The organism is Martelella endophytica, assembly GCF_000960975.1.
Taxonomy (GTDB): domain Bacteria; phylum Pseudomonadota; class Alphaproteobacteria; order Rhizobiales; family Rhizobiaceae; genus Martelella; species Martelella endophytica.
On the sequence record NZ_CP010803.1, the window covers coordinates 1,782,730 to 1,794,564 of the forward strand.

Annotated in this window: 13 protein-coding genes; 9 read left to right on the forward strand and 4 right to left on the reverse strand. The window is 62.6% G+C overall.

The window, feature by feature from the left end; all coding sequences use genetic code 11:
• The first annotated feature begins 177 nt into the window (after nt 1-177).
• The 5 genes from TM49_RS08130 (at nt 178) to TM49_RS08150 (ending at nt 2,921) form a co-directional block, all read left to right on the forward strand.
• Nucleotides 178-588 (forward strand): universal stress protein, encoded by a 411-nt coding sequence (locus tag TM49_RS08130; RefSeq protein WP_045680415.1) that lies wholly within the window; start codon nt 178-180, stop codon nt 586-588.
• Nucleotides 589-618: 30 nt separating this feature from the next.
• Entirely contained in the window at nt 619-939 is a 321-nt protein-coding gene (locus TM49_RS08135; RefSeq protein WP_045680416.1) for a TraR/DksA family transcriptional regulator, read from the forward strand.
• Nucleotides 940-1,131: 192 nt separating this feature from the next.
• A complete protein-coding gene (gene trhA, locus TM49_RS08140; protein ID WP_045680417.1) occupies nt 1,132-1,797 on the forward strand; it encodes a PAQR family membrane homeostasis protein TrhA in 666 nt (221 codons plus the stop codon).
• 59 nt (nt 1,798-1,856) lie between these two features.
• Entirely contained in the window at nt 1,857-2,360 is a 504-nt protein-coding gene (locus TM49_RS08145; protein ID WP_045684995.1) for a lysozyme inhibitor LprI family protein, read from the forward strand.
• A gap of 66 nt (nt 2,361-2,426) precedes the next feature.
• Nucleotides 2,427-2,921, forward strand: a complete 495-nt coding sequence (locus TM49_RS08150; RefSeq protein ID WP_045680419.1) for a GNAT family N-acetyltransferase — start codon at nt 2,427-2,429, stop codon at nt 2,919-2,921.
• On the opposite strand, the gene TM49_RS08155 is transcribed toward TM49_RS08150, so the two are convergent.
• Nucleotides 2,922-4,295 (reverse strand): aminotransferase, encoded by a 1,374-nt coding sequence (locus tag TM49_RS08155; RefSeq protein ID WP_045680421.1) that lies wholly within the window; start codon nt 4,293-4,295, stop codon nt 2,922-2,924.
• Between the two features lie 184 nt (nt 4,296-4,479).
• Between TM49_RS08155 and TM49_RS08160 the strand changes: the two genes are divergently transcribed.
• The 4 genes from TM49_RS08160 to TM49_RS08175 all read left to right on the forward strand — a co-directional run bounded on the left by TM49_RS08160 (nt 4,480) and on the right by TM49_RS08175 (nt 8,934).
• Nucleotides 4,480-5,658, forward strand: a complete 1,179-nt coding sequence (locus TM49_RS08160) for a M24 family metallopeptidase (protein ID WP_045680423.1) — start codon at nt 4,480-4,482, stop codon at nt 5,656-5,658.
• Between the two features lie 4 nt (nt 5,659-5,662).
• Entirely contained in the window at nt 5,663-6,832 is a 1,170-nt protein-coding gene (gene argE, locus TM49_RS08165; RefSeq protein ID WP_045680425.1) for an acetylornithine deacetylase, read from the forward strand.
• Nucleotides 6,829-7,482, forward strand: coding sequence for a GntR family transcriptional regulator (locus TM49_RS08170; protein WP_045680427.1), 654 nt, complete (start codon nt 6,829-6,831; stop codon nt 7,480-7,482). The genes argE and TM49_RS08170 overlap by 4 nt, the downstream gene beginning before the upstream one ends.
• Before the next feature lie 240 nt (nt 7,483-7,722).
• Nucleotides 7,723-8,934: a GTP-binding protein gene (locus TM49_RS08175; protein WP_045680428.1), complete on the forward strand. Its 1,212-nt coding sequence runs from the start codon at nt 7,723-7,725 to the stop codon at nt 8,932-8,934.
• Nucleotides 8,935-8,937: 3 nt separating this feature from the next.
• On the opposite strand, the gene TM49_RS08180 is transcribed toward TM49_RS08175, so the two are convergent.
• The 3 genes from TM49_RS08180 to TM49_RS08190 are packed head-to-tail and all read right to left on the reverse strand — an operon-like array spanning nt 8,938 to nt 11,752.
• On the reverse strand, nt 8,938-10,227 hold the full coding sequence (locus TM49_RS08180) for a TRAP transporter large permease (protein WP_045680430.1): 1,290 nt from the start codon (nt 10,225-10,227) through the stop codon (nt 8,938-8,940).
• Nucleotides 10,224-10,739 (reverse strand): TRAP transporter small permease, encoded by a 516-nt coding sequence (locus tag TM49_RS08185; RefSeq protein WP_045680432.1) that lies wholly within the window; start codon nt 10,737-10,739, stop codon nt 10,224-10,226. The genes TM49_RS08180 and TM49_RS08185 overlap by 4 nt, the downstream gene beginning before the upstream one ends.
• Nucleotides 10,736-11,752, reverse strand: coding sequence for a TRAP transporter substrate-binding protein (locus TM49_RS08190; RefSeq protein ID WP_045680434.1), 1,017 nt, complete (start codon nt 11,750-11,752; stop codon nt 10,736-10,738). The genes TM49_RS08185 and TM49_RS08190 overlap by 4 nt, the downstream gene beginning before the upstream one ends.
• Nucleotides 11,753-11,835: the final 83 nt, after the last annotated feature.

Sequence of the window (11,835 nt, forward strand, 5' to 3'; positions counted from 1 at the left end):
ATCTTCGCAATAGTGTAGTTTATTGCTATCCTGCCGAGGCATTCTGGACCCCTCCAATCCGGCGGATATTGACCTTAGTCAATGCAGGCAGCGCGCTTCGGGAGGAGTTTGAAGATAGTCAAGGCCGCCGCCAGCCCCCAAAGAACGCGGGGCGTAGCGATGCCATAGGAGGACTACATGTTCAGGAAGATCATCGTGCCGGTCGATATCTCGGTTCTCGAGAAGGGGTTGGACATTCTCAACAAGGCGGCCGACCTGCTTGATGAAGGCGGCCAGATCGTGCTGCTCAACGTCGTCGAGGAGGTTCCGTCCTATCTCGCTATCGACATGCCCGTCGACGTCATGGACAACGCCGTACACGATGCCGGTGACCGGCTTCGCGAGCTGATGCACAACGCGAAGGTCGATGCCAAGATCGAGATCCGCACGGGTCCGCCCGCGCGCGAAATCCTGGCGGCGGCGAAGAGCCATGCCGCGGACCTCATCATTATTGCCTCGCATCGGCCCGATTTTTCGAATTATCTGCTTGGCTCGACGGCGGATCGCGTCGTCAGACACGCCACCTGCTCGGTGCTTGTGCGCCGGTGAAAGCGGACAATGCGGTTCAGGGAGGAAGTCATGGATACCGCGCATTTCAAGACATTGCTGCAGGCCCGCAAGGACGAGATCCTTGGCCGCCTGCAGAAGATCGACACCGACCTCGGTCGCACTCGTAATCCGGACAGTGCGGAACGGGCGACCGAGGCGGAAAACGACGAGGTGCTGGAGGAATTCGGTCATGTCGGCTCCGATGAGCTGAAGGCCATTGATGCCGCCCTTGATCGCATCGAGGCCGGCAGTTTCGGCACCTGCGTCAAATGCGGCGGCAAGATATCCGCCGACAGGCTCGAAGCCGTGCCCTATACGCCATTCTGCAAGCGCTGCGCCGCGCAGCTGTGACCAGCGACCGGCGCCGTTTGCCGATGCGGGCACGCGAAATTGATCAGGCGGCGAGAACGCCCGTATCGCAAAGCGAGCGCCGCCGGTCATCGACCTTCGCTTGCCGCTCGCGGCGCGAAGGGGGTTCAACAAGCCGCACGGGCGCGTTATTATCCGGCTCCATTCTTCGCAATTGCAGCAGGCGAAAACGGATTGCCCACCATCAAGACGCAGAACCAGTACGATATCCCGGAACTGATCGCCGACGGCGTGGTGCACGGCATCGGCATCGTCATGGCGCTCATCGGCGCGACGATCCTGATCTTTTACGCCGCAGTCTGGCTTCCGGCCGGCCAGATCGCCTCCGCCGCGATCTATTCGGCCGGCCTTGTCGTGACGCTCGGCATTTCCTGCTCCTATAATCTCTGGCCCGTTTCGCTGGTCAGGACCAAGGCGGTGCTGAAGCGGCTCGACCACAGCTCGATCTTCGTCCTCATCGCCGCCACCTACACGCCGTTTCTGCAGCGCGGCATAGCCGATCCCTTCATCTTCGGCCTGCTTGTCGGCATATGGACCATCGCCGCGCTCGGCATTGCGCTGAAGGTTTTCTGGCATGGACGTTACGATCGGCTTGCCATCCTGCTTTACCTCGCCATGGGGTGGAGCGGCGTCATCGTCGCGCGGCCGCTGTTTCCGCTTCTGCCGCTTGCCACCACCATTCTGGTCGTCATCGGCGGCATCATCTATTCGGCGGGCGTGATCTTCCACGTCTGGGAAAAGCTCAGGTTTCAGAATGCGATATGGCACGGCTTCGTCGTGGCCGCGGCAGCCGTTCACTATGCGGCGGTGTTGACTTGCCTTGCCGCGCCCGGGGCCTAGATATGGATGAACGGCGCGATGGCGTCGCCTTGCATATGAAAGCTCCAGGGGAGGACAGAATGAAGCGGTCTTTGGCACTCATGGCGGTGGCGGCACTTTGCGCGAGCCCGGCACTGGCGGATGACGAGGTGCAGTATTCAAACGACCAGGTCACGAGCTGCCTTGCCGAACATGCCGAGACGCCACGCGTCTGTATCGGCCTTTCAGCCGCGGCCTGCCAGAATGCCTCGGACGCAGGCTCGACCACGATCGGTCTGCAGGAATGCTCGGCAAAGGAGACGGCGTTCTGGGATGCGCAGCTCAACGCCACCTATGGCGAACTGATCAAGCGTGCCAACGAGGTCGACGCCATGTCGGTCGATGACCCTGGCGTCACCGAGAAGATTACCGACACGCTGCAGGACATGCAGCGCCGCTGGATCGATTTCCGCGATGCGACCTGCAAATACGAGGTCAGCCAGTTCCAGGGCGGCACGATCATGGGGCCGGTCAATGCATCCTGCCTGCTCAGGATGACCGCCGAGCAGGCAATCTACCTCGCAGGCTCGTGGCCCACCAACTGAGCCGATGGACGCGGCGTTCCGGCTTCTGTAAAGGAGGGCGACAGTCTTCCTTGCAGGTCCCTTGCCATGCCGATACGCCACGCCACCGAAGCCGATCTTCCGGTCATTCTCGACATCTACAATGATGCGGTCATCAACTCGACCGCGATCTGGAACGAGATCGTGATTGATCTCGACAATCGCAAGGCCTGGCTTGCCGCCCGGCAGGCCCGGAGCTTTCCCGTTCTCGTGGCCGAGGAAGAGGGCCGGGTTGCGGGCTATGCCAGCTATGGCGACTGGCGGTCCTTCGACGGCTACAAGCACACCGTCGAGCATTCCGTCTATGTCCACAAGGATCATCAGGGCCGGGGCCATGGCCGCAAGCTGATGGAAGCGCTGCTCGACCATGCGGGGGAGGCCGGCCTCCATGCGATGATCGCCGCGATCGAGGGGGAGAATGCCGCCTCCATCGCGCTGCATGAGAAGCTCGGCTTTGTCCATATCGGCCGCTATCCCGAAGTCGGCACCAAGTTCGGCCGCTGGCTCGATCTGGTGACGATGCAGTATACCTTCGGCGGCTGATTATCCTCCGAGCACGGTGGTGACGGCCTTCTTCGTCGCCGAGACCACCTGATCGGCCTCTTCCTTCGTGAGGCAGAGCGGCGGCGCATAGCCCAGAATGTCGCCTTCCGGCATGGCGCGGGCGATGACGCCCTCGGAAATCAGCGCTGCCGCCAGTTTGGGCCCGACCTTTTCTTCCGCGTCGAAGAACACCCGGCCGTCGCGTTCCTTCACGAATTCGACGGCCATCAGCATGCCCTCGCCGCGGATGTCGCCGACATGGGAGTGATCGCCCAGCGCGTCGCGCATCGCGGCCCGCATATAGGTGCCGGTCTCGGCAGCATTTTCGACAAGGCCGAGTTCATCGATGAGTTTCAGATTGGCGACACCGGCGGCCGCGCCGATCGGGTGGGCGGAATAGGTCCAGCCGTGGCCGATCGGGCCGTTTTCATCCGTGCCCTGCTCCAGCACCTTCCACATCTTCTCCGAAACGATGGTGCCGGAAAGCGGCGCGTAGGCCGAGGTCAGGCCCTTGGCGATGGTCATCAGGTCGGGCTTCAGGCCGTAGTGATCCGAACCGAACATCGAGCCGAGACGGCCGAACCCGGTCACCACCTCGTCGGCGATCAGCAGGATGTCATGTTTTTCGAGGACGGCGGAAATGGCCGGCCAGTACCCTTCCGGCGGCGGCACGATGCCGCCCGTGCCAAGCACCGGCTCGCCTATGAAGGCCGCGATCGTGTCGGCGCCCTCGCGCTCGATCCTGAGTTCCAGTTCTTCCACGCAATGGGCAACGAAATCGGCCTCGCTCATGGCGAGGTCCTTGCGGCGGAAATAATAGGGCGCGGTGGTGTGGAAGACGCGCTCCAGCGGCAGGTCGAACTTCCTCTGGAAGCCGGCAAGCCCGGTCAGCGAGCCGGTCATCAGCCCCGAGCCGTGATAGCCGCGCCAGCGCGAGATGATCTTCTTCTTCTGCGGCCGGCCGAGGATGTTGTTGTAATACCAGACAAGCTTGATGTTGGTCTCGTTGGCGTCCGATCCTGAAAGGCCGAAATAGACCTTGGACATGTGCTCCGGCGCACGATCCATCACCATCTTGGCCAGATTTATCGAGGCTTCCGTGCCGTGGCCGGCATAGGCGTGATAATAGGCGAGTTCCTTCGCCTGATCGGCGATCGCCTCGATGATGCTCTCGCGACCATAACCGACATTGACGCAGTAGAGCCCGCCGAAGGCATCGAGCAGCGTCTTGCCGTCGCGATCCTCGATGAACACACCCTTCGCCGTCTTGACGATACGGCTCGCGCTTTCGCCGCGCGCATGCTGGGCGAGGTGGGTCGAGGGGTGGAAAAAGTTCTCGCGGTCGAAGCGGTCGAGCTGGTCGTTGGTAAGCATCGCTGGTCCTTACTTTGGAAACGAGAAAAATCTTGCGCGCGCCGCAGGGTGCTGTCATGTTGTGTACAACATGGATTGACGGTTCGAATGTCAAGCAGAAATAGGTCAAAAAGTGGCCGAAATATTGGCCTTCGGCGTAGAATTCTGATTTCTGTCATTTCGTTGTGCACAAAAGGGTGAGCTCATGGTCGTCCTGCCGTTTTCCCAGAGTGAATATGATCGCCGCATCGCCCGCACCCGCAAGGCGATGGAGCGCTACGGGGTCGACGTGCTGTTCGTCACCTCACCGGCCGGCATGAACTGGCTGACCGGCTATGACGGCTGGTCCTTCTACGTCGACCAGGGCGTGATCCTGACCGGCGAGGGTTCACCCTACTGGTGGGGCCGGCTGATGGACGCCAACGGCGCGCGGCGCACGACGGCGCTGGATGACGAGCATATCCTTTACTACGCCGACCGCTACATCCAGGCGGACGACTGCCATCCGATGGATGACCTTGCCGAAAAGCTTGCCGATCTCGGTTTTGCCAAGGCAGCTGTCGGCGTCGAGATGCGCGCCTATTACTATTCCGCCGCCGGCCATGCCGCCCTCGCCGAGGGCCTGCCGAACGCGAAGCTCACCGATGCCTCGGGTCTTCTCGACTGGGAGCGGGTGGTGAAGTCCGAACCGGAGATCGCCTTCATGCGCAAGGCGGCGGCCATTTCCACCAGGGTGATGAACCACGCGATGGAGATTGCAGAGCCAGGCATGCGCAAGAACGTCTTCGTCGGCGAGCTGATGAAGACGGCCATCGAAGGCAATGGCGACGACTGGGGCGATTACCCGGCGATCATGCCGCTCTTGCCCTCAGGCGCCGATGCCTCCGCGCCGCACCTTACCTGGAGCGGTGACGCCTTCAAGGTGGGTGAGGCGACCTTCATCGAACAGGCCGGCTGCTATCGCCGCTATCATGCTCCACTCTCCCGCACCGTCTTCTTCGGCACGCCGCCGGACTACATGAAGGCGGCGGCCGATGCGCTGATCGCCGGCCTTGCTGCCGGCATCGAGGTGGCGCGGCCCGGGAACCGTGCCGGCGACATCGCGCGGGCGCTAGAGACCGAACTCTGGAAGGTCGGCATCGAGCGGCCGAACCGCGCAGGTTATGCCACCGGTCTCGCCTATCCGCCGGACTGGGGCGAGCATACGGTGAGCATTCGCGCCAGTGACGAGACGCTGCTGGAGCCCGGCATGACGCTGCATTTCATGCCGGGGCTGTGGATGGACGACTGGGGGCTGGAAATGACCGAGACGATCCTGATCCGGGAGAACGGCACGGCCGAGGCGCTCTGCAGCGTCGAGCGCAAGCTCTTCGTGAAAGACTGACCGCATGGAGGCACTTGACCGCTGCCGGTCCATCCTCGCCGACCTTGTCGGCTTTCCGTCTGTCTCGTCCGACAGCAACCTGCCGGTGATCGCCTGGCTTGCCGAGCGCCTTTCCGATGCCGGCGCCCGTGTCGAGATCCTGACCGATGCGACCGGCATCAAGGCCAATCTCTTTGCCACACTCGGCCCGGATCGACCGGGTGGGTTGATGTTTTCCGGCCATACCGACGTCGTGCCGGTCACCGATCAGGTCTGGACCAGCGACCCGTTTGTGCTGACCGAGCGTGAGGGCCGGCTTTACGGGCGCGGCGCATGCGACATGAAGGGTTTTCTTGCCTGTCTGATGGCCGAACTCGACCTGCTGAAGGTCGCGGCCCGGGAAAAGCCGATCCATTTCGCCTTCACCCACGACGAGGAGGTGGGTTGCGTCGGTGCCCGCGCGCTCGCCGCCTGGCTGGCGGACCGCGACATCCGTCCGGCGCTCGCCATCATCGGCGAACCGACGGGCATGCAGGTGATCGAGGGCCACAAGGGCTGCTGCGAATATACCGTGACTTTTACCGGTCGTTCCGGCCATTCCTCCGCGCCGGAGCTTGGCGTCAACGCACTCGAATATGCCGCGCGCTATGTCGGCAAGCTTCTGGAGCTCCGGAACGGACTGATCGCGCAGGAGCCGGAAGGTTCGCGCTACATGCCGCCTTATGCGACGTTGAATGTCGGCGGGATCGAGGGCGGGCTGTCGCACAATGTGATTGCGCCGAAGGCCGTGTTGAAATGGGAGACGCGTCCCGTCACTGCCGGAGACCTCGCCTATGTGAAGCGCGAAATGACAGCCTTTGCTAACGAGGTGCTTCTGCCTGGGATGCGGGCGGTCGCGCCCGAGGCGGCGATCGAGACCGAGATCATCGGCGAGGCGGCGGCGCTGTTTCCGCGCGCCGAAAACGCCGCGCGCGGCCTTGTCTTCGCGCTGACGGGCGAGACGACGGCAGATGTCGTGCCCTTCGGCACGGAGGCCGGTTTCTTTCAGGAGATCGGCATGGATGCCGTGGTCTGCGGGCCGGGCTCGATCAGCCAGGCCCACAAGCCGGATGAATTCATCGCGCTTTCGGAGCTCTCCCGCTGTCTTGCCATGCTGGAACGGCTTCCGGAGCAGTGGACGGAGCATTGGGCATGAGCGACAGTCCGACCGGCCGCGATAGACTGGCGCAGATCCATGACATCATCCGCGAGCGCATCACCATGCTCGACTATCCGCCGGGCGAGCGTCTCTCGGAGACCGCGCTGGCCGAAGAGTTCGGCACCTCGCGCACGCCGCTGCGGCGCGTGCTGGCCCGGCTGGAGGATGAGGGGCTTCTGCGTTCCGTCCACGGCGTCGGCACCATCGTCACCGATGTCGATCTCGATGAGCTCGATCAGGTCTATCGGCTGCGCAAGGAACTGATCATCCTGGTGGGGCAGCTTGATCCCGAGCCCGTCACGGCGGACATGCTGGCGGCCTTCGAGGCGCTGCATCACCGCGCTGTGACGCTTGCCGACGATCCCTCGCCGCGCGGCTTTGCCGCCCTCGATCGCGACATGTTTCTGGCGCTGATGGAGCTTTCGGGAAACCGGCCGCTTCGGGCGATCAGCGAGCAGCTCTATTTCCGCACCGCCCGCATCTGGCTTCAGGCCGTGACCGCCGACAGGATCGATCTGAAGAGCGAGGTCGACATCTATGTCCGCGAGACAGCAGAGATTTTCGAGGCGCTTTCGGCGGGCGATCTTGACGCCGTCTGTCACCTCCGCCGTGCCCATATTGCCCTCAGCATCGCGCGGATGCGGTAGAGGCTTTTCCGGGGTGTGACGGCGCTTTCATACGCAGGTAGCGATACTGCCAGTCCTTGCAGCCTGGCCCGGCTGTCGTTCGCCGCCGAGAGGGCGTTTCTGCATTCTCTCTCTGGCAGCGCACTTGACGCCCAAAACAAAGCCGGCTAGATAACGTAATGTTATAACATAAAATAACGAAGCCGTTCGAGCGGCGCATGTCCGCCATCAACGCAGTTCCCATAGCGACAAGGAACACTCATGCTGCAGTCCACCGACACCCGTCTTCCCGTCACCGTGCTTTCAGGCTTCCTTGGCGCCGGCAAGACGACGTTGCTTAATCATATCCTCAACAACCGTGAGGGCCGTCGGGTGGCGGTCATCGTCAATGACATGAGCGAGGTGAATATCGACGCGGATCTTGTGCGCGAAGGCGGCGCCGATCTGTCGCGTACCGAGGAGACGATGGTCGAGATGACCAATGGCTGCATCTGTTGCACGCTGCGTGACGACCTCCTGACGGAGGTGCGGCGGCTTTCGGAGGAGAAGCGCTTCGACTATCTGCTGATCGAGGGCACGGGCATCGCCGAGCCGCTGCCGGTGGCGGCGACCTTCTCCTGGCGCGACGAGCGCGGCCAGAGCCTTTCCGATCTGGCACGGCTCGATACCATGGTGACGGTAGTCGACGCGGTGAACCTGCTCGGCGAATATGGCGGCCATGAATTCCTGAAGGATCGCGGCGAGGTGGCAGGCAGCGGTGACGAGCGCACGCTGGTCGATCTTCACGTCGAACAGATCGAGTTCGCCGATATCGTCGTCGTCAACAAGGTTTCCGACGTGACGCCCGAAGAGCGTGAAAACGTCGTCAAGATCGTCAGGGCTCTGAACGCTGACGCCAAGATCATCGAGACGGATTTCAGCCGTGTCGATCTCGACGAGCTGCTCGATACCGGGCTTTTCAGCGAGGACAAGGCGAGCCAGCATCCGCTCTGGGCCAAGGAGCTCTATGGCTTTGCCGATCACATTCCGGAAACCGAGGAATACGGCATCTCAAGCTTCGTCTACCGGGCACGCGCGCCCTTCGATCCGCTGAAATTCGACGCCTTCACCCGGATGAATTTTCCAGGGCTGATCCGTGCCAAGGGGCACTTCTGGCTGGCGACGCGACCGGATTTCGCGGGCGAATTCTCGCTGGCTGGCGCCATCGTGCGCAGCGGCCCGCTCGGGCGCTGGTGGGCGGCGGTGCCTGAGAGCCGCTGGCCGAACGCGCCGGAGCTTCGCCGAATGATCGATGATTGCTGGGACGACGTCTACGGCGATCGCCGCCAGGAACTTGTCTTCATCGGAACCGGCATGGACAAGGCGGCCATCCGCGCCGCGCTCGATGACTGCCTGATCGACACCGGCCCGGCCTTCAACGATCGCGACTTCGCGTTCCTCACCGATCCCTTCCCCTCATGGACAAGGCGTTGAGCCTTACATCATCGAGGGGATGAACAGGGCCACGGCGGGAACCGCGATCAGGAGCGCGATGCGGACGAGATCCATCGCAACGAAAGGCAGCAGGCCGGAGAAGATGGTTCTGAGGCTGACGTCGCGGACCACGGTGTTGAGCACGAAGGCGTTCATGCCGACCGGCGGCGTGATGTAGCTGACCTCAGTGATCACGACCACGAAGATGCCGAACCAGATCAGATCGAAGCCCTGTGCGGCGACGATCGGATAGAAGATTGGGACCGTGAGCGTGATCATCGACAGGCCTTCCAGCACGCAGCCGAGCAGCAGGTAGATGATCAGGATGGCGATGATCGTGGCATAGGGACCGTCGCCGAAGACGGTGAGCGCCTGCTGGATGTCGCCGGTCATGCCGGAGAGATTGACGTAATTGGTGAAGGTCAGCGCGCCGAACAGGATGAAGAACATCATCGCCGTGGTCTTGGCGGTCGAATAGAGGATGTCGCCGAGATCGGAAAACTTCAGCCGGCCGGAGAGGATCGCCAGAACGAAGGCGCCGAAGGCGCCCATGCCGGCGCTTTCCGTCGGCGTGAAGATGCCGAGATAGATGCCGCCCATGACGAAGACGAAGAGCAGGATGGCGCCGGCCGTGCCCTTCAGCGCAAGGATGCGGTCCTTCAGTGGCAGCTTTTCCTCGGTCGGCAGGTCGACCTTCAGAAATTTCACGGAAATCATCACGGCGATGGCATAGCCGAGAATGCCGATAATGCCTGGCAGGATGCCGGCCATGAACAGCTTGCCGATATTCTGCTGCGTCATGATGCCGTAGAAGACGAGGATGACGGAGGGCGGGATCAGAATGCCGAGCGTGCCGCCGGCGGCGATCGAGGCGGTGGCGAGACTGTCGGGATAGCCGAAGCGGCGCATCGAGGGTAGCGCGATCTTCGACATGGTGGCGGCCGTTGCAAGCGACGAGCCGCAGACCGAGGAAAACCCGCCACAGGCCGCAACCGTTGCCAGCGCCAGCCCGCCCTTGCGGTGGCGAAGCCAGGCATTCGCGCTGTCATAGAGTTCGCGGGCAATGCCGGATTGCACCACGAAGTTGCCCATCAGCAGGAAGAGCGGCATCACGGTCAGCGTGTAGGAGCGGCCATTGTCGAAAAAGGTCTGACCGAGCAGCGCCATCGACGGCTTCATGCCGATGATCGACGCGGTGCCGGCTACACCGATCAGCGTCAGCGCGAACGCGATCGGCATCCCGCTCAACAACAGCAGGATGAGCGCCGCTATGCCTATGGGCCAGTCGATCATGGCGTTCTCTTGAAGAGGGCTGCGAGCGCGAGCGCCAGCGTGATGACGGCCGAGATGCCCGTGAATATGGCGCAGAACCAGATGACCGGGGCCACGGGGAGCCGCAGCGAATTGGTGACGAGATGATAACCGTCGACCTGCCCGCCATAGGCCCAGAGCCGCCAGCAGATGACGGCGAGCACGCCGGCGGAAATGAGCCCAGTGATGAACAGGCGCGGACGCTCGGTGATGCGCGGCAGCGACTTGGTGACGAGATCGACGGTGACATGGCCGCCATCGAGGCAGACGGCCGGTAGGCCGAGGAAGACGATCGAGACCAGCAGCAGTTCGGAGACTTCGGCGGCGCCCTTGACCGGCGCATTCAGGAGATAGCGGCCGACGACGTCGACGACCGTCAGCCCCATCAGCGCCATCAACAGCGCACCGGCGGTGATCGACAGCAGAATGCGAATGCCGCGGGCGATGGGGCCCGCGGCAGATGGATCGCCAGACGAAAAATCAGCGTCGCTCATTCGCCCTGCAATTCTTCGACGTTCTTCTTCATCAGGTCATAGGCTTCCTTGGAAGAGAGACCGGTATCGTCGATTTCGGAAAGCTTGGCGTCGACGACAGACTGGGTCTTTTCCTTGATCTCAGCGACCTGCTCGGGCGTCGCATCGTGGAAGGTGACCTTGCCCTGCATCGCCTCGTAGCCGGCCTTGTCGGCGGCATCCCAGGCCTGGCCCGCAAGCCGCGCCAGCGCTTCGCCGGAGACGCTGTCGATCGCTTCCTGGTCTTCAGGTGTCAGGCCGTTCCAGGTGTCCTTGTTCATCACCACGAAGAAGGAGGTGTTGAACAGGCCGCCGGGGATCACCATCGCCTGGTCGACGATATCGGTCAGGCCGAAGAAATTGACCGATTCCATCGGGAAGGTGATGCCGTCGGCAACGCCCTGCGACAGCATTTCATAGGTCTGCGAGGACGGGCCCTCGACCGGCACGCCGCCAAGGGCGCTGACGAGTTCGTGGACGATGCCGCCGCCGACGCGGATCTTGGCGCCGTCGATGGCCGAAAGCGAGGAGAGGTCCTTGCCCTTCATGAAGATGTCGCCGGGGCCATGGGTGAAGACGCCGAGAACATGAACGTCGTCATATTCGCCGGCCTTTTGCAAAAGCTCTTCCCAGGTGCGCCAGTAGGCGACCGAGGTGATTTCGGCAGTGTCACCCCAGAACGGGATTTCGGCGAGATTGGTGGTGCGGAAGCGGCCGGGATTGTAGCCCTGTACGCCGAAGGTGATGTCGGCGACGCCGTTGACGGCGAGGTCGTACTGGGCGGGCGGGGGACCGAGCGGCGCCGGCAGGATGTTGACCTTGACGCGACCGTCGGTCGCTTCCGCGATCGAGGCGGCGAAGGGCTCCATGACATCCTTGACCAGCGGGTGTGAGGGCGGCAGCCAGTTGGCAAGCGTCAGTGTCTCGTCCGCAAGCGCGTTGCCGGCGAGGAGCAGGCCTGCAAGCATGGTGGCCGACTTCAGCATGGTCTTCATATCTCGGTTCCCTGATGATTTTTTAGGAGACCTGAAGCTGGACCAGAGCGCGGCTTATTGTCAATTGGGAAAGCGTGATCGCG

What these genes read in the sequence shown, in the direction of transcription:
- TM49_RS08130 (WP_045680415.1), top strand. Translation starts at nt 178, where the DNA reads ATGTTCAGGAAGATCATCGTGCCGGTCGATATCTCGGTTCTCGAGAAG.
- TM49_RS08135 (WP_045680416.1), top strand. Translation starts at nt 619, where the DNA reads ATGGATACCGCGCATTTCAAGACATTGCTGCAGGCCCGCAAGGACGAG.
- TM49_RS08145 (WP_045684995.1), top strand. Translation starts at nt 1,857, where the DNA reads ATGAAGCGGTCTTTGGCACTCATGGCGGTGGCGGCACTTTGCGCGAGC.
- TM49_RS08150 (WP_045680419.1), top strand. Translation starts at nt 2,427, where the DNA reads ATGCCGATACGCCACGCCACCGAAGCCGATCTTCCGGTCATTCTCGAC.
- TM49_RS08155 (WP_045680421.1), bottom strand. Translation starts at nt 4,295, where the DNA reads ATGCTTACCAACGACCAGCTCGACCGCTTCGACCGCGAGAACTTTTTC.
- TM49_RS08160 (WP_045680423.1), top strand. Translation starts at nt 4,480, where the DNA reads ATGGTCGTCCTGCCGTTTTCCCAGAGTGAATATGATCGCCGCATCGCC.
- argE (WP_045680425.1), top strand. Translation starts at nt 5,663, where the DNA reads ATGGAGGCACTTGACCGCTGCCGGTCCATCCTCGCCGACCTTGTCGGC.
- TM49_RS08170 (WP_045680427.1), top strand. Translation starts at nt 6,829, where the DNA reads ATGAGCGACAGTCCGACCGGCCGCGATAGACTGGCGCAGATCCATGAC.
- TM49_RS08175 (WP_045680428.1), top strand. Translation starts at nt 7,723, where the DNA reads ATGCTGCAGTCCACCGACACCCGTCTTCCCGTCACCGTGCTTTCAGGC.
- TM49_RS08180 (WP_045680430.1), bottom strand. Translation starts at nt 10,227, where the DNA reads ATGATCGACTGGCCCATAGGCATAGCGGCGCTCATCCTGCTGTTGTTG.
- TM49_RS08185 (WP_045680432.1), bottom strand. Translation starts at nt 10,739, where the DNA reads ATGAGCGACGCTGATTTTTCGTCTGGCGATCCATCTGCCGCGGGCCCC.
- TM49_RS08190 (WP_045680434.1), bottom strand. Translation starts at nt 11,752, where the DNA reads ATGAAGACCATGCTGAAGTCGGCCACCATGCTTGCAGGCCTGCTCCTC.